Origin of the sequence: Nostoc sp., from assembly GCF_036917675.1 — a bacterium.
Lineage (GTDB): Bacteria > Cyanobacteriota > Cyanobacteriia > Cyanobacteriales > Nostocaceae > Nostoc.
In genome coordinates this window covers 217,452-241,530 of sequence record NZ_JBALCT010000044.1, presented here as the reverse complement: position 1 = coordinate 241,530, position 24,079 = coordinate 217,452, and the positions used below count along the sequence as shown (strand labels likewise).

23 protein-coding genes are annotated in these 24,079 nt (G+C 42.7%); 14 read left to right on the top strand and 9 right to left on the bottom strand.

Going from position 1 to position 24,079, the window contains the following annotated elements:
* Positions 1-50 precede the first annotated feature (50 nt).
* Both cpcA and V7K31_RS15215 read right to left on the bottom strand, forming a co-directional pair.
* The gene (gene cpcA / locus V7K31_RS15220; protein WP_334947110.1) at positions 51-542 is read right to left on the bottom strand and encodes a phycocyanin subunit alpha; all 492 of its coding nucleotides are present in this window, start codon (positions 540-542) and stop codon (positions 51-53) included.
* Between the two features lie 86 nt (positions 543-628).
* The gene (locus V7K31_RS15215) at positions 629-1,150 is read right to left on the bottom strand and encodes a phycocyanin subunit beta (protein ID WP_334996615.1); all 522 of its coding nucleotides are present in this window, start codon (positions 1,148-1,150) and stop codon (positions 629-631) included.
* Between the two features lie 492 nt (positions 1,151-1,642).
* On the opposite strand from V7K31_RS15215, the gene V7K31_RS15210 reads away from it, so the two are divergent.
* The 3 genes from V7K31_RS15210 (at position 1,643) to V7K31_RS15200 (ending at position 4,103) form a co-directional block, all read left to right on the top strand.
* The gene (locus V7K31_RS15210; RefSeq protein ID WP_335095133.1) at positions 1,643-1,765 is read left to right on the top strand and encodes a hypothetical protein; all 123 of its coding nucleotides are present in this window, start codon (positions 1,643-1,645) and stop codon (positions 1,763-1,765) included.
* 337 nt (positions 1,766-2,102) lie between these two features.
* The gene (locus tag V7K31_RS15205) at positions 2,103-2,609 is read left to right on the top strand and encodes a DUF1993 domain-containing protein (protein WP_335095132.1); all 507 of its coding nucleotides are present in this window, start codon (positions 2,103-2,105) and stop codon (positions 2,607-2,609) included.
* A gap of 105 nt (positions 2,610-2,714) precedes the next feature.
* On the top strand, positions 2,715-4,103 hold the full coding sequence (locus tag V7K31_RS15200; protein ID WP_335095131.1) for a cytochrome P450: 1,389 nt from the start codon (positions 2,715-2,717) through the stop codon (positions 4,101-4,103).
* A 356-nt stretch (positions 4,104-4,459) separates the two neighbouring features.
* On the opposite strand, the gene hpnH is transcribed toward V7K31_RS15200, so the two are convergent.
* From hpnH to V7K31_RS15185, 3 genes are read right to left on the bottom strand one after another with little or no spacing between them, the layout of a single operon-like run.
* Positions 4,460-5,479, bottom strand: coding sequence for an adenosyl-hopene transferase HpnH (gene hpnH / locus V7K31_RS15195; protein WP_335095130.1), 1,020 nt, complete (start codon positions 5,477-5,479; stop codon positions 4,460-4,462).
* A gap of 35 nt (positions 5,480-5,514) precedes the next feature.
* Positions 5,515-6,546 (bottom strand): hopanoid-associated sugar epimerase, encoded by a 1,032-nt coding sequence (hpnA, locus tag V7K31_RS15190; protein ID WP_335095129.1) that lies wholly within the window; start codon positions 6,544-6,546, stop codon positions 5,515-5,517.
* Positions 6,546-9,212 carry an efflux RND transporter permease subunit gene (locus V7K31_RS15185; RefSeq protein WP_335095128.1) on the bottom strand — a complete coding sequence of 889 codons (2,667 nt, stop codon included), beginning with the start codon at positions 9,210-9,212 and terminating at the stop codon, positions 6,546-6,548. Before V7K31_RS15185 ends, hpnA begins: the two co-directional genes overlap by 1 nt.
* A 377-nt stretch (positions 9,213-9,589) precedes the next feature.
* On the opposite strand from V7K31_RS15185, the gene V7K31_RS15180 reads away from it, so the two are divergent.
* The 11 genes from V7K31_RS15180 (at position 9,590) to V7K31_RS15130 (ending at position 20,466) form a co-directional block, all read left to right on the top strand.
* A complete protein-coding gene (locus V7K31_RS15180) occupies positions 9,590-10,276 on the top strand; it encodes a 5'-methylthioadenosine/S-adenosylhomocysteine nucleosidase family protein (RefSeq protein ID WP_335095127.1) in 687 nt (228 codons plus the stop codon).
* A 714-nt stretch (positions 10,277-10,990) separates the two neighbouring features.
* Positions 10,991-12,703 carry a putative bifunctional diguanylate cyclase/phosphodiesterase gene (locus V7K31_RS15175; protein WP_335095126.1) on the top strand — a complete coding sequence of 571 codons (1,713 nt, stop codon included), beginning with the start codon at positions 10,991-10,993 and terminating at the stop codon, positions 12,701-12,703.
* A 432-nt stretch (positions 12,704-13,135) separates the two neighbouring features.
* Positions 13,136-16,708 carry an N-6 DNA methylase gene (locus V7K31_RS15170; RefSeq protein WP_335095200.1) on the top strand — a complete coding sequence of 1,191 codons (3,573 nt, stop codon included), beginning with the start codon at positions 13,136-13,138 and terminating at the stop codon, positions 16,706-16,708.
* 16 nt (positions 16,709-16,724) lie between these two features.
* Positions 16,725-16,919, top strand: a complete 195-nt coding sequence (locus tag V7K31_RS15165) for a DUF2283 domain-containing protein (protein ID WP_335095125.1) — start codon at positions 16,725-16,727, stop codon at positions 16,917-16,919.
* A 148-nt stretch (positions 16,920-17,067) separates the two neighbouring features.
* Positions 17,068-17,289 carry a type II toxin-antitoxin system RelN family antitoxin gene (locus V7K31_RS15160; protein WP_442941288.1) on the top strand — a complete coding sequence of 74 codons (222 nt, stop codon included), beginning with the start codon at positions 17,068-17,070 and terminating at the stop codon, positions 17,287-17,289.
* On the top strand, positions 17,282-17,410 hold the full coding sequence (locus tag V7K31_RS15155) for a hypothetical protein (RefSeq protein ID WP_335095123.1): 129 nt from the start codon (positions 17,282-17,284) through the stop codon (positions 17,408-17,410). The genes V7K31_RS15160 and V7K31_RS15155 overlap by 8 nt, the downstream gene beginning before the upstream one ends.
* A 3-nt stretch (positions 17,411-17,413) precedes the next feature.
* Positions 17,414-17,659, top strand: coding sequence for a hypothetical protein (locus tag V7K31_RS15150; RefSeq protein ID WP_335095122.1), 246 nt, complete (start codon positions 17,414-17,416; stop codon positions 17,657-17,659).
* Between the two features lie 246 nt (positions 17,660-17,905).
* On the top strand, positions 17,906-19,225 hold the full coding sequence (trmFO, locus tag V7K31_RS15145) for an FADH(2)-oxidizing methylenetetrahydrofolate--tRNA-(uracil(54)-C(5))-methyltransferase TrmFO (protein ID WP_335095121.1): 1,320 nt from the start codon (positions 17,906-17,908) through the stop codon (positions 19,223-19,225).
* Positions 19,225-19,416, top strand: a complete 192-nt coding sequence (locus V7K31_RS15140) for a hypothetical protein (RefSeq protein WP_335095120.1) — start codon at positions 19,225-19,227, stop codon at positions 19,414-19,416. The genes trmFO and V7K31_RS15140 overlap by 1 nt, the downstream gene beginning before the upstream one ends.
* A 117-nt stretch (positions 19,417-19,533) precedes the next feature.
* Complete coding sequence (locus V7K31_RS15135; RefSeq protein WP_335095119.1) at positions 19,534-19,935, top strand: fasciclin domain-containing protein; 402 nt, start codon at positions 19,534-19,536, stop codon at positions 19,933-19,935.
* 201 nt (positions 19,936-20,136) lie between these two features.
* The gene (locus V7K31_RS15130; RefSeq protein WP_335095118.1) at positions 20,137-20,466 is read left to right on the top strand and encodes a hypothetical protein; all 330 of its coding nucleotides are present in this window, start codon (positions 20,137-20,139) and stop codon (positions 20,464-20,466) included.
* Positions 20,467-20,504: 38 nt separating this feature from the next.
* Here V7K31_RS15130 and V7K31_RS15125 read toward each other — a convergent pair whose 3' ends face one another.
* The 4 genes from V7K31_RS15125 to V7K31_RS15110 all read right to left on the bottom strand — a co-directional run bounded on the left by V7K31_RS15125 (position 20,505) and on the right by V7K31_RS15110 (position 23,990).
* Complete coding sequence (locus tag V7K31_RS15125) at positions 20,505-21,860, bottom strand: UDP-N-acetylmuramoyl-tripeptide--D-alanyl-D-alanine ligase (RefSeq protein WP_335095117.1); 1,356 nt, start codon at positions 21,858-21,860, stop codon at positions 20,505-20,507.
* Positions 21,861-22,070: 210 nt separating this feature from the next.
* Entirely contained in the window at positions 22,071-22,517 is a 447-nt protein-coding gene (locus tag V7K31_RS15120) for a tellurite resistance TerB family protein (RefSeq protein WP_335095116.1), read from the bottom strand.
* Between the two features lie 177 nt (positions 22,518-22,694).
* Positions 22,695-22,832, bottom strand: a complete 138-nt coding sequence (locus V7K31_RS15115; protein ID WP_335095115.1) for a hypothetical protein — start codon at positions 22,830-22,832, stop codon at positions 22,695-22,697.
* 957 nt (positions 22,833-23,789) lie between these two features.
* Positions 23,790-23,990, bottom strand: coding sequence for a hypothetical protein (locus V7K31_RS15110; protein WP_335095114.1), 201 nt, complete (start codon positions 23,988-23,990; stop codon positions 23,790-23,792).
* Positions 23,991-24,079: the final 89 nt, after the last annotated feature.

Here is a 24,079-nt window from a genome sequence, read left to right as displayed (position 1 = left end):
GAACTTACTTGTCATAAGAGCTGATTTCCTCTCCGGGCTAAAGAAACACTCTAGCTTAGAGTATTGATTACATAGTCGATGTAGGAATTTGCTTCAACAGCTGGGTCGCCGCTTAGACCGTGGTTAGCTTTGATGTACTTCAGAGCTTCAATGTACCAGCTAGGAGATAGGTCAAAAGTCCGGTTGATTTCAGCCAAGCCAGAAATCAAGAAATCGTCCAAGGGACCTGTGCCACCAACAACTAAAGCGTATGTGATAATCCGCAAGTAGTAGCCGACATCACGAACACACTTGCCTTTGCCGCGTGCATCAGACGCGAAGTTGGGGCCTTGTTGTTGAGTGGTGTAAGGGAACTTGTTATAAACTGCTTGAGCAGCACCTTCGGTCAAGCGTTGAGCATTAGCGCTCAATGCTTTTGCTGCTTGTAAGCTAGCTGGCGCTTGGCGGAAGCGACCAAAAGCAACTTGAATCTCGGTGCTGCTGAGATAGCGACCTTGAGAATCAGCCGATGAAATTGCTTCAGTTAGAGGTGTTTTTGTCATTTTGGTATTTCCCTTTTACAAACTTTTGGTTGAAATTTTGTTTTGTCCTATGGACAATATCTCAGTCAATAGCAGAAATGTCTGCCTTAAGCTACTGCTGAAGCAGCACGATCAAAATAGCTAGCTATTTCAGATGCTAAAGCGCTGCAATCGCCTCTGGTGATGTTATTTGTGTCATTGACAATGGCCAGGGAAGCTTGTTTCAGCTTTTGAATACCAACAGCAACTGAAGCTCCTGGAGTTCCCAATGCCAAGTAGGTTTCCCGCAAACCATTGAGGGCACGGTCATCTAGCACGCTGGAATCGCCAGCAAAGATTGCATAGGTGATGTAGCGAAGAATGATGTCCAAGTCTCTGATGCAAGCAGCAGCGCGACGGCTGGTGTAAGCATTACCACCGGGAGTGATCAATTGGGGTTGTTCTGCCCACAAATCACGAGCCGCAGCAGCAACAAGAGCTGACGCATTGCTGGTAATCCGGTTAACAGCATCTGCACGCTTGTTACCATCTTTGACTAGTTCGCTCAATGCATCCAATTGTGCATCGGAGAGGTATTCCCCACGTGTATCAGCTTGGGAAACTACTTTTGCAAATGCATCTAAAACCATTGCCTTAAATCTCCTAATTTGCTTGGTTAAGAATAATTGGACTCAAAACTGAATGGTTCAGTTTATTTTTGATGTCAGCATTGCCTGACGAGTTACGAAAGGTTTAAAACAGACATCTCAAGAAATAAGTTTACGATCTCCAGGCTTTCAGATTAAAACTTTTGTTAGAAAACTTAAAACTTCTGCGAACGACTGGAAAACCTGATTAAGATGTTGTTTTTTGCCTCTAAGTTCTCTTTATACAATGTTGCCGCATCATAATTTATTACAAATTATTGTTATGTTTGTTAATTTCCTTTACATAAGTTTACTTTTTACAAAAGCCTAAAAAGCCGATAAGATAAGCAATATTACTTTTACCTTTTAGCAGTAAGTATTTACACTGTTACGGGGATCTTGGAGTTGTTCAACAAGTTAACCGAACCATATTGAATCCTCTCCACCCCAAAAGATAAAGATGGGATAATTTATTTCTGGGAAATCCGTTAAAGAATGCGACACCGAATAGGTCAACCCAGGCATCGCACCTTTAATTTGTGTAGTATTGGCTACTTCCTAGCCCATGATAGGGGCACGCGCCTAATTGGCGATCGCATTGCAATCGTTGGTTCCTAGCCGTAGTAAACCATGCGTTGAAGAAGAATTCAGCTATTCTGAATTCAGGAGCGGAGCAAGGAAAGCTCCGCCGAGGCGTCAGAATCAATTAGTCGGGGATTCAGCGCAAAGTGCGGTCTTTGGGTCTCCCCAAGAGGAGCAACTTTGTTCTTAGATCCGCCACTGAATTGTTGCACCACAAAACAAGAAAATTTGGTGGTGGTCTTAAACCCAGTTATTCATCCGCCACTCGGAAAGAATTCATTGCTGAATTCTGACTCCTGACTCCTGAATTCTGTTTGATAAAATGAGATGGGACGATTTCAAAATCCTTTAAACTTTTTGTGGAGAAATCTCAATGAGCATTTCAATGTACCAAGCTTCAATACCTGTGTCTATTCGCACACTGAATAACCTTGTAAATATTCTGCAAAAAGGTGCTACTTATGCTGAAACTAAAAAAATAGATCCTTCTGTGTTAATCAATGGTCGTCTATCCCCAGATATGTTTCCGTTATCAAAACAAGTGCAAATTGCCTCTGACATAGTAAATAGAGGTGCTGCACGATTAGCAGGAATAGAACCACCCCAATTTGAGGACAATGAAACTACATTCCCTCAACTTATTGACCGCATTGAAAAAACTATCTCTCATTTAAATACATTTAAACCTGAGCAAATCGACGGTTCTGAGGAGAGAGCAATTACCCTTAAGATGGGTGACAACACTATCTCTTTTCAAGGAATGCCATTTCTCTTATATTTTGTTTTACCAAATCTTTATTTCCATGTCACAACAGCTTATGACATTCTCAGACACTGCGGTGTAGAACTTGGCAAACAAGACTTCCTTGGTCAGCCTTAATAGAAGCTGGTGTTCGTATTCGCTGAGGATAACCCGGATTGTCTCTATTTCTTTAACAGCCAAGGCTGTATCCAGTAGTCCAATAAAGCTTGACCGCAACAAAGCATGAAAATCCCAAAAAAACAATCACAAAACCAAGATATTTTGACTAAAAATCAACTACCTTTACCTCCCGGAAGCTTGGGCTTCCCGTTGATTGGGGAGACAATTAGCTTTTTGCGTGACCCAGATTTTGCTACCAAACGACAACAGAAATACGGCAACATTTTTAAAACTAATCTATTTGGTTCGCCAACTATTATGATGTTGGGAGCAGAAGCTAATCGTTATTTATTTAGCGAAGAAAATCAGAATTTTGCAATAAAATGGCCAGAGAGTGTTGCAATATTACTCGGCTCTGCTTCTTTATCAACGCAAACAGGCAGCATCCATCAAACAAGACGCAAATTATTATCACAAGCATTTCAACCGAGAGCTTTGGCAAGTTATCTACCAGCGATGTCAGAAATTAGCTATCGCCACTTCAAAAAATGGGAAACATTCAATCAATTGACTTGGTATCCTCAGCTAAGACAATATACTCTTGATATAGCTTGTAAATTATTAGTAGGAAAAGACGCTACTAATGATACCCATTTTACTGAATTATTTGAAGAATGGTGTGCCGGATTATTTACTCTCCCTATTCGATTACCTTGGACGAAATTTGGGAAAGCATTAAAATGCCGAGAAAAGTTATTAACAAAAATTGAAGAGATGATCTTACAGCGTCAACAACAAGGAAATTCTCATCAAGATGCTTTAGGTTTATTGCTAGATTCCAAAGATGAAGATGGTAAGAGTTTAAGTATAGAAGAACTAAAAGACCAAATTCTGAATTTATTATTCGCTGGGCATGAAACCTTAACTTCTGCACTATCTTCTCTATGTTTGCTGTTAGCGCAAAATCCAGAAATTTTAGCAGCCGCTAGGAGAGAACAACAACAAATAATTTGTGCAGGTGCGCTAACACCTGAACATCTTCAACAAATGACTTACCTAGACCAAATACTCAAGGAAGTTTTGCGAATTATTCCTCCAGTTGGTGGCGGTTTTCGCTCGACTATCCAAACTTGTGAGTTTAATGGGTATCGTATTCCCCAAGGTTGGTCTGTATTGTATCAGATAAGTAAAACCCATCAAGATCAAAGTATATATAAAAATCCTAAAAATTTTGAGCCGCAAAGGTTTGGTATAGATAGGGCTGAGGATAAATCTAAACCTTTTAGTTACGTTCCTTTTGGGGGTGGAATAAGAGAATGTTTAGGTAAGGAATTTGCTAAATTAGAGATGAAAATATTTGCTGCTTTGCTATTGCGTGGTTATGAATGGGAACTTGTACCAGGGCAAAATTTGGATTTAGTAATGATACCCACACCCCGACCTCGTGATGCTTTAAAGGTAGTTTTCCGTTCCATACACGGGGTAAATGAGCAATCGAAGGTGCGACCCTAAGTCACACAAAAGAGTGACGCGTATGCCTGAAAAGCTTACTAGGTAAGCATTCTCTCAATGAATATTTTGGCAAGTCTCAACGTACCAGCGATCGCTTCGTTTCCTCTCTACGAGACGCTGAACGCGATCGCTTGAATGCTGTCATCAGTGCGTAGTTTACCGCCTTCGGCATCGCCTTTGTCCAAAGTTCAAACATCCACCTAAGCTGCCATCTAGCTCTCGATTACTTAGGAATAAGAATTAAATAACATACAATTTATGTCCCTGGCTTACCTCACCCTCAATCCCTCTCCGATATATTGGAGAGGGAAGCTAGAGATAGGATGAAGTTTTACATTTTATTTAATCCACGTTCCTTAGTTCCTACCAAACACACTACCAAGGGCACGCGCCATATTTTGCGGCTGCATTGCATCAATTGCGGCGGTGGGTTCGTAGCCGCAGTGAACCATACAATCGGCACACTTGGGATTACCACTCTTCTGGCCGTATTGACTCCAGTCAGTTTGTGCTAGTAATTCCTTGAAGGTAGAGTAATAACCTTCGTTCAGCAAATAGCAAGGTTTTTGCCAACCGAGAACGCTATAACTAGGGCTACCCCAAGGTGTGCATTCGTAGTCTTTCTCACCAGTGAGAAAATCTAAGAATAGCGGATTGTGATTGAAGTTCCAGTTTTTTTCACCAGCTTTGTATGGAGCTAGAATTTCCCGGAAGAGGGCGCGGGTTTGTTCTCGGTGGAGAAAATGATCTTGATCTGGTGCCCACTCGTAACTGTAACCGGGAGAAATCATCATCCCGTCAGTATTTAGTGTTTCCAGAAAGTCGAAAAACTCTTGCATATCTTTGGGTTGGGTACCCTCAAAGATAGTGGTGTTAGTAGTAACTCGAAAGCCTTTAGCTTTAGCGGCGCGAATAGCTTTGACAGCAATATCAAAGACACCTTGGCGATCGACACACTGATCGTGCAACTCCCGCATCCCATCTAAATGCACACTAAAAGTTAGGTAAGGAGAAGGTTGAAACTTATTCAGACTCTTTTCTAACAACAAGCCATTGGTACACAAGTAAATATATTTCTTGCGCTCAACTAATCCTTGGACAATCTCATCAATTTGGGGATGTAGCAGAGGTTCTCCTCCAGGAATTGAGACAACCGGTGCGCCGCACTCTTCCACTGCGGCAAAGCACTGTTCTGGGGTGAGATTTTGCTTTAAAATTTCCTTTGGATGTTGGATCTTACCGCAACCAGTACAGGCTAGATTACACCGAAAAAGAGGTTCCAACATCAATACTAAAGGGAAGCGTTTACGTCCTTTCAAACGCTGAGTAACAAGGTACTTCCCAATATCCATAGCTTGTTGTATATTAACTGCCATTCTATTACTCCTCTGTAGATCAAAACACCACTTTCTCAGCCCCAAGATTTATCTATGGGGTCTTTAATTTTGAATTCCCTGGAGGGGTTGACGTAACCTTGAGCAACAAACCAATCCACAGCATCCTTCAGTGCCGCATTCAGCGAAGATTGAGGTAGACCCAACTCTCGTACAGCCTTTGCAGCATTGTAATACATCGGTTGTTTCGCCATCCGAACGCCATCCAATGGCACTGAGGGCGATTTACCCAATGGTGCGAGAATTTTTTCATCAACCCAGGCAACACTAAGGGGCAACCAAGCGGGTACAGTTCGTTGAGGTGCTATTAGACCTGTGATATCGGCGAGTTCTTCGAGAAGTCGCTTGAGACTTAAATTTTGATGACCTAAGATATAGCGATCGCCTGATTTACCTCGCTGCAAAGCCAGTAAATGCCCCCATGCCACATCCTGGACATCGATAAAATTTAGACCAGTATCTAAGTAAAAGGGCATTTGCCGTCGTAAAAACCGTAAGATTATATCACCCGTGGGGGTAGGTTTGATATCCAACGAACCAATCGGGCTGCTGGGATTGACAATAACTACCTCCTGACCTGTAGCAACGGCTTGCATGGCTTCTTGTTCAGCCAGAAACTTAGACTTTTTGTAGTCACCCACCAACTTTTCTAAGGGACTCTGATGTGTTTCATCCACGACTTGACCAGATGATCCTACCCCAATTGCCGCCACTGAACTCGTGTAGACGGTGCGCTCAATGCCCGCTTTGCGAGCTGCTGCTAACACATTGCGCGTACCCAGGACATTGTGACGGTGCAGTAACTCCCGGTCTGTTTGCCACAGGGAATAATGGGCTGCCACATGAAATAGGTATTGACAACCAAGCATCTGTTGCCAGAGATTTGGTGAATTTAAATCACCTTTGACAATTTCCACCTCCAAACCGCGTAGATTCTCCAAATTGCTGCTATGGCGTACCAGTGCTTTGACTGTGTAACCCTGTTGTAGCAATAACCGTACCAAATGGGCACCAATAAAACCCGTCCCCCCCGTGACAAAAACCTGCATTAACCTATCTCCCTTTTCTGAAATCGGGGAAACCAATCATCCAAAATGGTGTAAACTACTGGCACAACAATCAAGCTGAGGATAGTAGAAGTTACTAGTCCACCAGCGATCGCTACAGCCATAGGCGATCGCAATTCTGAACCAGCACCCAAACCTAAGGCGATCGGTAGCATCCCTAAAATAGTGGCAGCCGTGGTCATCATAATTGGTCTGAGGCGCACTAATCCAGTCTTGAGGATCGCCTCGGTGCGGTCTAAGCCAGCGTTGCGTAACTGGTTGATAAAATCTACAAGCAAAATGGCATTTTTATTTGCCAGCCCCAGCAAAAAGACGAAACCGATCAGTGAGATCATGCCAAAGTCGCTCTTGGTGATTAGTAGCGCCAACATTGCCCCCACTAGTGCCAAAGGCAAAGAGACACCAATAACCAGAGGATCTACCCAGCTTTTGAACAGCAAAATTAGTACCACAACAATGCACAGAGCAGATAGAACTAGAGTAGTGCCGAAACTGCCAAAAACTTCATCTTGACGGGCAGAGTCTCCTCCTAAATTTAAGGAAACATCAGAGGGTAACACCGCCTTTGCTTCAGCTACCACTTTCTCAGTGGCATCACCCAAGGACAGATCCTTGCCCAGATTAGCACTGATGTAGGCCACCCGTTGATTATTCAGACGCTCGATCTGAAAAACCTTGCCCTGCGGATTCGTTTCACCTGTAACCGTGACATCAGCAAATCCCGGTAGCCTCTGAATCCTCTCTTTAATCGCTTTGACTGCTTTGCTTAGAGCTTGAAGATCATCACCTTGTAATGCTATTTGGAGGGGTTTTTGACCGCCGGAATCGACAAATTGAATATCTTCAACACTGGTAGTTACCCCAGAAAGAGCAGGTAAGGAGGAGCGCAATTGATCTTGTAGTTCCCCAGTTGTGATTGTGCGGTTCTCCTTTAACTTCACATATAGTATGCCTTTGTTTGGCTCACCCTCACGAGAACCAACAGTGGTAAATACTGTTTCAACTGCTGGTGATTTTCTCACAACCTCTTCTAGTTTCTTCGCAACCTCAAGAGAATCGTTCAAAGGGTTAGGAATTGGGAACTGCGGACTGGGATTTCTCCCCTGCTCCTCTGCTCCACTGGGGATACTTGGCAAAGGAGCCGTATAAGCAATATTAAATTCGCCGCGATCGAGTTTGGGAATAAACCCTTTGGGAATTAGTGGAATCAGTGCTATACCTGCGATGAAGCTGAGGACAGCTAACCCGATAACTATCTTCCGGTGATTCAAAGACCAACTCAGCAAATTTCTGTAAAATTGGGTAAACGCCACCCAGATTTTTGCTTCCTGATGCGGGGAGAGTGAGGATTTAGGTTTTAGCCAGTAGATAGCCAGAACTGGAGATAAAGTTCGAGCAACTAGCATCGAAGCAAGCATCGCGGCTGAAACAGTTATGCCGAAAGGCTTGAAGAACTGACCGATTACCCCACCCATCAAACCTATGGGCAGAAAAACTGCGACTGCTGTCAAAGTGGCGGCGGTAACTGTCAACCCAATTTCATTTGTCGCTAAAAGCGCCGCTTGGCGAGGAGTTTCACCATCTTCAATGTGTCGCATGATGTTTTCTACATCCACGATCGCATCATCAACAATACTACCAATCACCAAAGCTAAAGCCAGCAACGTAATCGTCTCCAGGTTAAAGCCGAAAATCGCCATGACGATAAACGTCGCCAACAAAGACGTCGGAATCGCCAAGGCAGAGATGAGAGTTGCCCGCCAATTCCACAAAAAAGGAAAAATTACCACGATTGACATGACGACTGCTTCCAGCAAAGCATCGATGGTTGACTGGGTGGCGTGGCGGATATATTCTGCTTGGGTGGCAGCTAAAGTCAGGTTGACATCCTTAAGGGTAGAGCGTAGCCTTTGAACTTCTTTCTCAACTCGACTCACTACTTCCAAGGTGTTAGCGCTACCGCGTTTGATTACCTGAAATGCTAATGCATCTTCACCATTAAACCTGACTAATGTTGCTCCACCTTGGGGCAGAGCAGCTGCACTCGCATTCGCTGGATTTACCCCAGGAGTTGCAGTAGCAGCACCTAGTAGTGAGACTTTCAAAACTCCTGGTAGTTTAGCGATCGCACTCACAATCTCATCTTGCGCCAACTTCGTCAAATCTTTGAGATTCCGCGTCGGACTCTCTATGGCATAGCTAATGGCGGCTGACTCGTTTAGATTCAGGGGAATAATTTTGTCAGTTGCTCCCGGAGGTAGAGTCAACTGCTTGAGGGCAGTTTCAACCTTTTTGCTCGATGTTTCTAAATTCGTCCCAACAGCAAAAGAAAGGCTAACAGCAGTTTGCCCAGGATAGGTGGATGAGCGGATATCTTCCAGTCCTTCTAGGGAGCGGAGGCGTTTTTCTAGGGGTTTGGTGAGCTTCGCCTCCGTATCCAGGGCAGTTGTCAGGGGGGCTATAGCATTCACAACCACCACTGGAAAGGTAATATCTGGAAACAAGGCATACTTAAGGGAACTGAAAGCCAGAACACCAGCTACGGTTACGGCAATCCAAAAACTCACCGTCAGCCACGAAAATTGAATCGCCAATTTGGAAATGTTGAAGAGTTCTCGTGCGGATTTGGAGTTACGAAGCTTTACCATCTTGGAAAATTATCGTGTGGGTGACACAATTATTAAGCAATTCAAAATGAAAAATGAAAAATGAAAAAACACAATCCTAGCCAGCCTTTTGGCAATTGCTAATATGCAACTTTAATGCATGTTAACTTAGTACTGGCAGCAGCAATCACCTTGGGTTTGCAAGTTTTGGTTACTATTAAACGGCAATATTATTTATTGTCACTCAGATATGGCAAAATTTTTAATCGAAAAGGAAACTTCAAAACTGTGGAGAGGGCTAGTACCGCCGTGAATTCAAAATTCACGCATTCAAAATTCAAACAGGTATACAGCATAAGCGTTTTATTGATTTGGAATGGGTGGTTTATTTACCTCATGCCGTGCTAGTGCCTAATTTTTTGCCCATTAACACAATTCTGGTACCTCAGGGAGCAGAATATAAAGCTGTCTGTCGCGGATTAAGCGGCGTTACTGGCTCTATTCCCACGGTAGTAGCCATACCTGTTGGGATGAAACCTTTACTCAAATATCTACAACAATCCCCAGGAAATGGACAATTTCTGGCTCCAAAATCCAGAGTACTGATTATGGGTATCTGTGGCAGCTTGAGCGATCGCCATACAGTTGGTGATATCGTGCTGTATCAAGATTGTGTTTATCAAGGAAAGCAGCAAGAATGCGATCGCACTTTTACAGCACAATTGCACTCTCTAATATCACAAAAAGCCTCATTGGTCAAGGCATTGACAAGCGATCGCGTCATTTGGTCTGCTGCTGAAAAACGCCATTTAGGTGAGACTTTGGCGGCTGATGTTGTTGATATGGAAGGATTTACCGCCCTAGAGTTTTTCAAGGCATCTGGGGTATCCGTGGCAATACTGAGAGTCGTCAGTGACGATTGCCAGCATAATATCCCTGATCTGACATCAGCAATTAACTCTGATGGCTCCCTAAACCCTTTGCCTTTAGCGATGGGAATGCTTCGACAACCCCTTGCTGCGACTCGGCTGATTCGAGGTTCGTTAACAGCATTAAAGGTGTTAGAGCAAGTTACAAATCTGCTGATAAATTTACGCCACATTTAACCGGATATTGCCGGACAAAGTAACAATAGGGCTGTTACCTTTATAGGCAATAGTGGCGGTATCCCACAAAGTTTTTAAGTAAATATCAGTGTTTATCCGTAGTTAATTTTGCTCTTATATAGCGTTTCCCAATAAGAGTGAAGTACATCTCAAAACCTCACTCCCAACCCCTCTCCTTACTAACTACGGTGTACAGACAAGTCTTTGGTGACGCAATTTACGGTTAAGTCTCACAGCCCCTGAGATACCTCACCCTGGTTCTGCTACGCAAAACCTGTCCCTCTCCTTAGTAAGGAGAGGGATTAAAGATAGGACAGGGTGAGGTTTTGAAAGATTTTCGGGGAATGCAATAACTTGTGTGTACACCGTAGCTTTGAACTCAGAAAGAGGGGAGAACCGCTTATTCTTGATCGCGGTGAGGTTAAGCTGTACCCCAGTTGCTTAGGAAACCCTACATCACCTTAATACAAACTAATAAATACTAATGGGGTAACAATCAACATAATTCCCTATTAATTGTGAAGTTCTTTGGGGAATAACTTTTACACAAACTTTATCGTTAGATAGATCAAGTAGGAACCTATATTGGGAAGCATAAAATATAACCTTATCAGGGTTGGGTTCCACGAGAGCTGATTACACTGGATTGTGAATCAAAAATATTCTTTTGCCAGGATAGCTCGGAACTAATTCGCCAACTATTGAACAGAATTTATGAACCTCAATCACAAGCTTTACTTATACTCGTTCCTAGCTGATTTCGGATGGCTCAAGAAAAGTTACACCGCTAAAATCATGTTGGTGGCATTTTTGGGCACTCATGTACCACTTCTAACTTTACTCTTGAGTTTCCTCGTCTCAAACTCCTATTCTTTGGAGATGGCGGCGCGAGTTATGATCATTGCTTTATTGGCGACGTTAGTGGGTACAGCCATCACCCTCTATGCGCTAAACCATCTCCTCAAACCGGTCATTTTGACATCTGCTGCATTGCAAAATTATCTGAACACCAAAACCCTACCTGAATTGCCCACAAAATATGCTGATGAAGCGGGTACATTGATGGCGGATACTTCACAAACTCTTCACAAATTAGATGAGTTAATTCACTACATCACTAATTATGATGATCTAACAGGATTGCCCAATCGTGATTTATTCTGCGATCGCCTCCATGAGATTCTATCCCAACCTGAAAACAACCAGCGCCTTGTAGCTATCTTTTTGCTAAGTATTGATGATTTCACTGCTATGAGTCATGGGTTGGAGCATCATATAACAAATTTGTTGTTAAGAGCAGTTGCTCAGAGGTTATCAACCTGCATGGTGCAAACAGATATTCTTGCCCATTTGAGTGGAGATGAATTTGCCATTGCCCGCATGGACATTGTTTCTTTTGAAAGTGTGATTAAGCTATCTCAACTGCTATCAAGTAACCTGAGCAAACCCTTTTTTGTAGAAGGTAACTTGATTCATATCACCGCCAGCATGGGCATCACAATTAATGGACTAAATGATCTTAATAGCGTAGATCAACTCTTGCAACAGGCTCACATGGCACTGTACCAGGCCAAGCAGCAAGGGCGTAGCCAATACCAATACTATTCCCCGGAAATTAATGCTCAGTTACAGGAGCGACTCACCTTAGAAAATGAATTACATGGAGCGCTGAAGCGCAACGAAATGCTGGTTTATTATCAACCTCTGATTGATTTACAGAACGGACAAATTACAGGTATGGAAGCGTTGGTTCGCTGGCAGCATCCTACTTTAGGTTTGATTTCTCCAGCAAAGTTTATTCCCATTGCCGAAGCCAATGGTTTGATCGTGCCAATTGATCAATGGGTTTTGCGAACTGCTTGCGCCCAAAACCGTGCTTGGCAGCTTGCTGGATTTAACCCAATTCGGATATCTGTAAATCTCTCAGCTAGACAGTTTGAACAACCGAATCTGGTTGATGTCGTCAGCCAAATTCTTCAGGAGACTGGACTCAAAGCATCTTATCTGGAACTGGAAGTGACGGAAAGCTTCTTGATGGGTGACATTGAGCGATCAATTAAAACCTTAAAACAATTACGAGAACTGGGTATATGGTTGGCTCTAGACGACTTTGGCACCGGTTATTCCTCCCTGAATTACTTGAAGCGCTTTCCTGTAAATATGCTCAAGATTGATCAGTCATTTGTACAGGATGTCATTTCCAATCCTGATAGCACCGCCATCACCGATGCGATCATTGCCCTCGCCAAGAGTCTGCGGTTGAAAATCACGGCAGAGGGTGTGGAAACCAAAGAACAGCTTGACTACCTGCAAATGCAGGGATGTGACGAAGGTCAGGGTTACTACTTCAGTCGTCCTGTCCCTGCTGATATAATTACCCCGATGTTGCAGGAAAGTTCTCACCAGATGGAGAGAATTGCAGCATAGGTAGATACCTAAGCCATTACAACTAATCATACTTTTGCACCTATCTCGGCGGCCACCCAAATACTTCTATAGCACTATGCACCTAAATTGAGATTCTTTTTGTGTGGTAGCGGGGCTTCCACACAAAAAATCGTCCGGGTTTAGCCACATTAGAATCCATTGGCAAATTCGCAGTAGTAAAAAACGAGGCTAGTTCTCTAGGGAACTGCGATCGCACAGATCAAATAGAATCAGGGTGATGTGTTCACCAGGAATATATTAGGTTTATTGAATTTAGCCATTTGAAGATATTAGTTAGACAAGGCTCCTGAACAAGCGATCGCCATTAAAGAATTAAGAAAATTTATCAGGCAGTGACTACAATGGCGCTAAACTTTTATGACAAAGCAGCCCTTAGAGTCAACCTGATAGCCCGTGATGAAATTAGCCGATATCCTCAAGGACTCAAATTACAAGCTGTCGCAGTTTACGATCGCTGAAATTGAGCAGTTAGAGCAGACGATTACCCTCAAGGCGACCAAAAACGGTGAGGTTCCTTATACGGTTTGTTTGGTGCGCCAAAAGACGATTAAGCTAACGCCAGAGGAGTCAATCCGGCAACTATATTTACGGGTTTTGAGCGATCGCTTACACTATCCCCTCGGTCGCATTCAGGTTGAGTATGGGGTGAACTTTGGGCGAGAGGTGAAACGGGCAGACATCGTGGTGATGGACAAAGACCGTCCCAACACGGTTTACATGCTTGTGGAGCTAAAGAAGCCAAAGCTGAAGGATGGGAAAGACCAGCTTCGCTCTTACTGCAATGCCACGGGTGCGCCGATCGCCGTCTGGACGAATGGTGATCAAATTTCCTACTACCAGCGCAAAGATCCCAATTATTTTGAAGACATTCCGGGGTTGCCCAATGCGAATCAAACCCTGGCGGATATTCTCCAGATCAAGTTCACCCTGGAAGACTTGATCAAAAATGACAAGTTGGTGAAGGAGAATAAATCTCTCAAGACCTTGATCGAAGAAATGGAAGATGAGGTGCTAGCAAATGCTGGGGTGGATGTATTTGAGGAACTGTTTAAGCTGATTTTTACTAAGCTCTATGATGAGTGGTATTCTGGGCAGGGCAACAGGCGATCGACCCGTTCTCTGGAGTTTCGCAATACGGGACAGACGGAAGCCGCACTGAAAACTAAGATTCAGGATCTCTTCGACAAAGCCAAGAAGAAGTGGGAAGGGGTGTTTAGCGAGGATGCCAAAATTAGCCTCACGCCGTCTCACCTATCGGTTTGTGTGTCGTCGTTGGAAAATGTGAAGCTGTTTAACTCCAACTTGGATGTGATCGATGAAGCGTTTGAGTATTTGATCAACCAGAGCAGCAAGGGCGAAAAAGGACAGTTTTTTACGCCGCGCTATGTGATTGATCTGTGCGTGAAAATGCTGAACCCCCAAGAGGATGAGTACATGATCGACACGGCGGCGGGGTCATCGGGGTTTCCGGTGCATACGATTTTTCATGTGTGGCGGCAGATTTTAGATGATGAGGGATTGAAAACGAGTCACTTATTTTCGCTTGAAGATAAGCCGCCCCGGTGCAAAGAGTATGTGGAAGACAAGGTGTTTGCCATCGATTTTGATGAAAAGGCGGTGCGGGTGGCGCGGACGCTGAACCTGATTGCGGGGGATGGGCAAACGAATGTGTTGCACCTGAACACCCTGGACTATGAACTGTGGGATGAAGTCACGGAGCAAGATGAATGGGATAACATTTACCATGAGGGGTTCAAACGGCTGAAAAAGCTCCGACCAAAAGGCAGCAAAGACTATCGAGAGTTTCAGTTTGATGTGCTGATGGCAAATCCACCCTTTGCGGGAGACATCAAGGAACCCCGCATGATTGCCCGCTATGACCTGGCGAAAAAGCCGGATGGCAAGTGGCAAAGTAAAGTGGGGCGTGACATTTTGTTTATTGAGCGCAACCTGGACTTTTTGAAACCAGGGGGTAGAATGGCGATCGTTCTCCCCCAAGGACGGTTTAACAACTCTTCCGATAAGAACATTCGAGATTTTATTGCGGAACGCTGCCGAATTCTGTCAGTGGTGGGGCTACATGGCAACACCTTTAAGCCGCACACAGGCACAAAAACCTCAGTGCTGTTTGTGCAGAAATGGAATGATGATCCCAAAGCTGGCGCACTTTGCCCCCGAAAGGATGACTACAACATCTTTTTTGCCACGATGCGAAAGTCGGGGAAGGATAACTCTGGGGATAAGATTTGGCGCAAGATTTCATCCTCTACGGCTTCACCGCCCGATGATCAACTGAGTGATTTGATGCCGCCTTCTCCGATGCAACGAGTCGTTGGGGTAGAGAGCGATTTTTTGCAACATGACCACGGTCATTTAGTGGTGGATCATGACCTGTATAACCACGAAGGACAGACGGAAGACGGCATTGCTGAAGCGTTTATTGAGTTTGCCAAAAAGGAGAATTTCAGTTTTTTTAAACCCAGCCCATCTGTTATGCCGTTTGATGCTGTAAAGTATCAGCGCTTGATGGATGGGCTTGAAGCTGTGTCTTTGAAATTCTCGGAACTTGAGAATCTGATGACAATAGGTGCTGAGTTCTATCAGAAGCAATATGTTAATGCTGTTCATGCAATTAGAACCAGTAAAATGGATCTAGATATTCTCGCCAAATGTAGCTTACTAATTACAGATGGCGATCACAGTGCCACTCAGTATCAAGATGAAGGTGTCTATTATATTTTGAGTGAATCTGTTAAGGAAGGATATATCGATGAAAATATTTATAGATTTATATCTCCAGAATTGCATCAATCCCTTAAAAGATCAGAATTAAAACCAAGAGATGTTGTAATAACAAAAACGGGCGTTTATTTTGGTAGAAGTGCTGTTATTCCAGATAATTTTCCAGTTGCAAATACAAGTGCCCACGTTGGGAAAATAAAAGTAGACGAGAGCAAAGTTAACTCTTACTATCTCTCTACGTTTTTTAATTCCAACTATGGTTATCTTCAACTTAGAAGAAGGGGTATTAAAGCAACTCGGCCTGAAATCAAATTAGTAGAGTTTGATGACATCCTGGTTGCTAAACCCAAGCGAGAATTTCAAAACAAAATAGAACAAATTATTAGACAGGTAGGACAAGTTAAAGACAGTGCAAAGGAAATTTATCAACAAGCTGAGGATTTGCTGTTGTCGGAGCTTGGCTTGAAGGACTGGCAACCCACGGAAGAAACCATTGCCGTCAAGAGTTTTGCTGAGTCGTTCCTGTCCTCCGGTCGCTTCGACGCTGAATATTATCAACCAAAATATGATGAGCTTTATGAATCTCTAGAAGCTGCTTGTTTAGAAAAAGGATGGTCTTTGAGAAATCTTGCTAGCTTGTCATCTCTTTTTAAGTATGGAACATCTGAGCCATTTGAATATCTTGAACAAGGCGTACCTTTTCTTAGAATTGCTGATTTGCAAAAGTATCGGTTTAGTGAAAAAGACTTAAAATTTATTTCGCAAGAAGCTGCTAATCAGCAACAAGCAAATGTTAAAACAGGTGATGTTCTAATTTCTCGAAGTGGAACTTTAGGACTTTCTATTGTAATTCCGGAATACTTAAACGATGCTGTGTACGGGAGCTATTTTATTCTCACTAGACCGAATAAGGAGGCTATACTACCAACTTATCTATCTCTTTATTTGAATTCTTTGGTCGGTAAGTTGCAAACTGAGCAAGCTAATACAGGCGGAATTCAAACAAACCTGACAATTCCTGTGCTTGAATCCTTATTGATAGCTTGTCCTCCTTTGGAAACGCAGCAAAAATTTGTTGATAAGGTTAATCAATCCTACGATGCAGAAGATAAATACAAACAACTGCTGGAAATTGCTAAAACAGGAGTAGAACGGGCGATCGAAACCGATGAAGCGATCGCAACCACTTGGATAAATCAACAGCTTAAAGCATTAAATATAGAAATAGAGGTGTTGAAATAAGACAGGAGGTCTAGATATGAAAAAGATTAGCTATAGCAAAGATGTTGACGTTCTATTAATTGAACTTTCCAATGAGCCAATTGCCTATGCTGAAGACGAAGGACAAGTGATTTTGCATTATTCTCAAGATGCCAAGCTAGTTTTAGTTGAAATACTAGACTTTCGACGCTTTATGTCAAATGAAACTGTGACTGCATTGTTAGCCTCCTGAGAAAATTGCTAAAACAGGAGTAGAACGGGCGATAGAGACTGATGAAGCAACGGCAACCACTTGGATAAATCAACAGCTTAAAACCTTGGGCATTAACCTAACCACAGCCACTTAACATACTGGAGTAGCAATGAAAGCACTTAAAGTCATGGCAACGATCAATGAGGAGGGACAACTAACCTTAGATCATCCTCTCACAATAGATAAAAATAGCCGTGTAGAAGTAATTGTTTTAATCCCAGATGAAGAAACCCCAGATGAGACATCTCAGGCAGAAGTTTTAGCAGATTTCCGGCAAGCTTGGCACGAAACCATGACTGGGCAAACAATTCCCGTTGCTCAACTTTGGGAAGGTCTTAAAGATGATTGATCAGCCTTTTATTCAAGTTGAAGCTTCTCCAACCTTCAATCGAAATCTACGCGCTCTTGCTAAGAAATATCGCAGTATTCGGAATGATATACAACCTGTTATCGAACAACTTCAGCAGTGAGAGTTGCCAGGAGATCAAATATCTGGTGTTGGTTATGCAATCTTCAAGTTGAGAGTCCTAAATAGCGACGCTCAAAAAGGTGAAAGTGGGGGCTATCGTCTGATTTATTACGTCAAAACAGCAACTGGAATCATTCTGCTGACTGTTTATACCAAATCTGAACAAGTTGATATTGCAGCAAAGGATATTTATACCATCATTGCAGAATATGAGCAACAGACAATCAACGATGAAGAAAGAGATATATAAACAACTACTATAAATTGCTAAAACAGGAGTAGAACGGGCGATTAAGCACGATGAAGAGAAGGCAACCACTTGGATAACCCAACAACTTGAAGCGGTGTTCTGAAGTTGTATTATTTAATTGTTCCATTACCGTCTCAATTATTCGGGAGTGCCTTTGTACACTACCCTTTTAGGCTGTTATTTGCTTATTACGTTTTTTAAATAAGCGAACCAACCGTTATTATATAGGGAATTAAAAATTTAACTATGGAACAACAACCGATACAAGTAATTGGAGGTGGGCTAGCTGGGACAGAAGCAGCTTGGCAAATAGCCCAAGCTGGAATGCCAGTAATTCTGCATGAAATGCGTCCAAAGCGATTTAGTCCTGCTCATCATACAGAACATTTGGCAGAATTAGTATGTAGTAATTCCTTTGGGGCAATGGCAAGCGATCGCGCGACGGGATTATTGCACGAAGAGTTACGTCAACTGGGTTCGATCGTCATTTCTAAAGCTGATGAACACGCCGTACCTGCTGGTGGGGCGCTAGCCGTCGATAGAGGACAATTTGGCCAAGACTTGACTCAAACTTTAGCTAGCCATCCTTTAATTGAATTTCGCCGGGGTGAAGTGTCTGCGATTCCTGAAGGAATTGTAGTTTTGGCGACTGGGCCTTTAACCAGTCCCGACTTGGCAGAAGATTTACGCCGCTTTACCGGGATGGAATACCTCAGCTTTTTTGATGCGGCTAGTCCGATTATTGTGGGAGAATCGATTAACCGTGACGTTGCTTTTATGGCATCACGTTATGACAAAGGTGAAGCCGCTTATCTCAACTGCCCAATGAATAAAGAGCAGTATTTGCAGTTTCGAGAAGAACTATGTATTGCTGAACAAACAGAACTCAAAGGTTTTGAACGGGAAACGGCGAAATTTTTTGAAGCTTGTTTACCTATAGAAGAACTAGCACAGAGGGGGGAAGATACCATGCGCTACGGCCCCCTAAAGCCAGTGGGATTATCAGATACTCGCACCGGAGAACGTTTTTATGCTGTCGTGCAGTTGCGACAAGAAGATAAAGCCGGTCAACTGTGGAATATGGTAGGATTTCAAACTAACCTGCGTTGGGGTGAGCAAAAGCGCATATTTCAACTTATTCCCAGTTTGGAAAAGGCGGAGTTTGTCCGGCTGGGAGTGATGCACCGCAATACTTTTATTAATGCTCCTCAGCTAATGCATCCGACTCTGCAATTTAAAGAGCGTCCGACATTGTTAGCAGCTGGACAGTTGATTGGTACTGAAGGCTACACTGCTGCGGCTGCGGGTGGCTGCTTGGCGGGAATTAATGCAGCACGGCTAGCTTTGGGTAAAGAACCTTTGGTTTTACCACCAACAACAATGATGGGTGCGTTATTGGAATTTATTAGTTCCGCTTCGCCAAAGCATTTCCAACCAATGCCGCCTAACTTTGGGATTTTTCCCGAATTGGGTGGTGCGAAAATCAAAAGTAAACAAGAGCGTTACGGACGTTACCGCGATCGCTCTTTAACTGATCTAGCAAACTGGAAAGCTAATCATAATTAATGGGCATTGGGCATTGGTGTCAACTTAGTGTAAAAACCTGCCTAGAACCAGCTTTTAGATTATCTCGTTCCCAGTCTCCGACTGGGAATGCTGTTCTAGAGGCTCCGCCTCCCTTGCTGGCGGCTCTGCCGCCAGGAGCAACATTTCCAGCCTCTGGCTGGAAACGAGGTTTTAAAAGGGTTTGCGCTTAAGTTGACACCTATGGGCATTATTATTCCCATACTCCCTACTCCCCACCCCCTATTTAATAAAACTTCAAATAGGTTTATTATCCTTTAAAATCTTTTACAGAGATTTAGGTAAAATATATGGCTGATATTGTTGATATTGCTGTTACGGCTGAGTCTTTCAAAACACTGGTGGCGGCTGTACAAGCTGCTGGTTTAGTAGACACATTAAAAAGTCCTGGGCCGTTCACTGTCTTTGCACCAAATGACGATGCTTTTGCCAAGTTACCACCAGGAACTATCCAAACTCTGTTACAGAATATTCCCCAGCTAACGCGGATTTTAAAGTATCATGTCGTTCCCGGAAAGCTCCTACAGGCTGATTTTGCACAACTCGGTACGGTTAATTCTGTGGAAGGTTCACCCATTAAAATTGATTCTTCTGATGGTTTTGAAGTTAAAAATGCCACAGTTTTAGCAGCAGATATCGAAGCTGATAATGGGGTGATACACGTTATCGATACGGTGATTTTACCGGGTTGATTTAGCTAGGGTGGGTGTTTTCCACCCTAGTTATCTAAAATCTTTACAATTAACTAACTATTGAGTAGTATCAAAACGCAACTCAATAGTTTAATTTATGTTATACTTGCAAAGTGATTACTCACTTATATGTTAATTTGGATTTTGTTATTTTAAAATAAATTAAATTCTTAAAAAGCTAACATCTATCCCAACAAATTAATGCTCGATTTTAACACCTTAGCTGAGTTATCTCGTGGCAACTGCATAAGTATTTGTGCATTTCTCGTACCAGCAAACTTGCTTGTCACAATTCTAACCATCAGCCTAGTAGCGTTACGTCGCCCATCACATCAAGTCTGGCAATCTGCTGGAATTGCCAGCTTTTTCGCTTCTGTAATGATTCTGCACGTATATACTTGGTTCCTGATTGGCGTAGTGATGGCTCCTACTTATATCTTGCTGTGGCTAGCAATTACCTGTTTAGTGGCTAATTTGGCTGCAATTGTTTTTCAAAGACGCTACAGTAATAGCCCTAGTCTTTCCAACTGAAGTCTATCGAGCATTTATTTGGTGATATTTTCAGAAAATCAATTGGGAAATTCTGCACGTAACTGATTGACTACCCGATCTAATCCCACGGAATGGGCGGCTTTGAACAATAAACGATCGCCTGCTTGCACAAATGTCTTCAACCTAGCCAGCAAATCAGCATGAGTTGCAAAGCACTCCGATGGAATACCTTCGGCACTAAGAGCGATCGCTTCGGCATCTTGTCCATCTACCAAAACTAACAAGCCGTCTAAATTCAACTTTCGTACTGTCTCTCCCACTCGCTGGTGCAACTGCTGCGATCGCTCTCCCAATTCTTTCATTGCACCCAATACGGCAATCTTCCGCTTTCCGGGTGTGTCTGCCAACAATTGCAACGCTGCGATCATGGCTTCTGGTGCAGCATTATAAGTTTCATCTAAGATTACCACATCATTGGGTAAGGTAAATCGTTGCGATCGCCCTGTAGGCATATCCACCATTACACCTGCTTTGAGAGATGCCCAATCAATCCCCAACACCTTTGCCACCGCTAAAGCTGCCAAGAAATTAGTGGCATTATGACGACCGGGTAAAGGTAAAGGTAGTTGGATACCTACGACTTCCACAGTTTCGTTATCAATTAACTGCCCTTGAATATCCCCACCAGAAAAGCCGTAAGTCAAAACTTCTCCGTGCCAAACTTTCGCAGCAGTGGCGATTAATAGGGGATTGTCGTGGTTGAGAATTGCCACACTATCAGCAGACATTTCGACTAACAACTCACATTTTGCCTCAGCGATCGCTTCTTCGGAACCCAGTAACTCAATATGCGCCGTCCCCACATTGGTAATCACTCCAATTGTGGGACGCGCTATTTGCGTCAGTTCGGCAATTTGTCCTCTACCTCGCATTGCCATTTCAATCACGGCATAGTCATTTTCTGCGCCAAGTTCTAGAAGAGTTTTCGGAACACCAATTTCGTTGTTGTAATTTCCATAAGTTTTGTGAACTCGTCCCTTTGTTCCTAAAACTGCGGCGATCAATTCTTTGGTTGTCGTTTTACCTACAGAACCGGTTACTCCAATTACAGGAATATTAAAGCGATCGCGCCACCATCTGCCAATTTTTTGATATGCCTTGAGAGTGTCTTTTACCTGTAATACAGGAAATCCCGGATTTTCGTATTCAAAATCCACAATTGCAGCTATTGCACCCTTTGCGATCGCAGTTGGCACAAATTCATGTCCATCAAACTTATCGCCTCGCAAAGCTACAAATACTTCACCCGGCTTCAGGGTACGGCTATCTGTTTGTATACCGCTACTTACTTGTGTTAAAGCAGTTTCAGATAAGTTTACAGTTTGAGCCAAAAGAACTTCAACCAGTTGGGTTAGGGTGGCAGAACAACGCATAAGTAATTCACAATTTAAAATTCAAAATTATAAAATCGGATTATGACACAATACTGCATTGAACTACAAGATTTGCGACTTCTTGAAAAAATCGGGAATCTCAGCCTAGTCAGAATAACATCAAAAATAGTGCCAAAGGAGTTAGGCTTCTTTGGCACGTTTTGTTTATAAGCTATTTATATAGTTTAATTAGGTATATCTTCTATCCCCCTATCCCCGGTTTTTAATCAAGGTTACTTGCACAATTTGTGTTGCTATCTCATTAGAAAGACCTAATGCTTGATATAAATCATTTAAGAAGTTTTTTTCTTCTTCAGGTACAATGCCTTCAGCTAGGACTAAATCGGTGGCTACTGCAAAAGCTGCTTCTCGCAAGTCTGGAGATAGAGAATCTTTTGCTGCATCAAATAAAGCATTAAAATCATCACCCTGGAAAATGCCCAAGATTTTGTCAAACAGTCTGTTCATCATTTCATCGGGATAACTTTCAAAAAGTTTCATCCGGGACAGCACAGAAGTGATAGAATTTGCTTGCTCAACAGAAAGATAACCGTCTGAGGCTGTTGCCATCAAGATAATGACAGCAAAAGCTTCCTCTGGATTGAGTGCTGCTTGGGTTTGGCTTTCAGTGCCCAACACAGCGTCGAATAGACCCATTGTAGTAACTCCTTGCTTAGGGTCTCAATAGCGCTACAGTTACCTGTGTGTTTGGTGGATTTCCAGGTAAGGCAGCAACGCTGTGAGACTTTCATGCTTTAGTGTTCCCAGGATTTCGTCACGGCGAACACTCGCACCCAATGGTTTTTGGCAATAACGACATTGCCATCTGCAAACTTAGCGTTCTCCTGTCTTTTCTATTGTTTCAATTACCGCCAAACCAATACCAGAAGCTGCTATTAACAGTACTACTGACATCAAATAGGCGTTGGTGAACATTCTTAGAGCTTCATCGAAAAAAATATAGGTGGTCATTGCTTCACCTTTTGAATTTTGTGCTGCTAGTACTTTTTATTTCTCCACACCCCGATAGGTGAATTTCGCTGAGAAACTGCTAGCAATTGCATCTTAACAAAACTTTAGCTCTTTCAGAACCCCACTCAAACTTTTTCTTTCTGAAGATTTGATGAACTTTACAAAAAAGGACATTAAGCATTGCGTGTTACATCCAAACTAAAATCGTTATAGATACTAAGGCATTGTATCCAGACGCGATGCCTGGGGCGGACTATACTTACGTAAATCTGGTAACATTTAACTTTTTGAACGGATAAAAATCTTTGTTTGAATTAGGAATCAGAGATGAGAAATTAGGATTAAAATAATCGTTTTCCAGTCCTCAATCCCCAACTTGCTGTGGTAAAGATAGGGAATCGTAGACGCGACCATTAAAGCACGGCAAACCTGTCGAATTACCGTTGATTAATCCTCCACAAAGCCCAACTAGTATTATTACTGTTTTGTATAATTTGAAATTTAAATAACTGCTTATTAACCTACGAACTGTAAACAAGCGGTTGATAATTAGATATGCGATGTTTAACGACAAGCCGCTTTGTATCTAGGCATCCTTTGGAAATATACTTTTTCTTTTTATTTTGGCGCACTTGTTAATGACTAAATAATCATCAATAATCTCAGCGAAGTTTCAGTTAAAAATTGTCAGCGACTTGGAAAAGAGTTAGTTGGTATATATGAAAGTGCGCTTTTTCCGAGTGGCAGTAGTGGAGCTTTACGGTATCAAGCTATTTGGGATTAATTTTTTCTAGTAGCTCCTGCTCTTTGTTTCAGATCCTCTAAAAACGATTCTTATACAAGCAAAATGAGTGGATAATCATGATATAAACCACAACTATCCACTCAAAGTTTACTAAATCCGGGTTACTAGAAAAAACCAATTAGATTATTGGAACTTGGGAAAGTTCAAACCAATTAACGTGACTCAGTTCCCTGATTGGGGCTACCTGCGATACCATCTTCTCCTGGTGCTTCTGGTTTAGCAGTGGTTTTAGCATCACTCTTTTCAGCATCGCCAGTTTTGCGGATACTTTCATCGATGGGGGTTTGGTAGCCACCGGAAGCGGTAGGTGTCGTTTCTTGATTATTAGGTTTTTGTTTTTGTTCTTCAGCCATGACTAATATTCCTAATCATCTATTGTTGGTATTATATTAAGAAAATTCGGGTGTGAGTACATCTATCCAGAATCTAGTTATGGCTGATT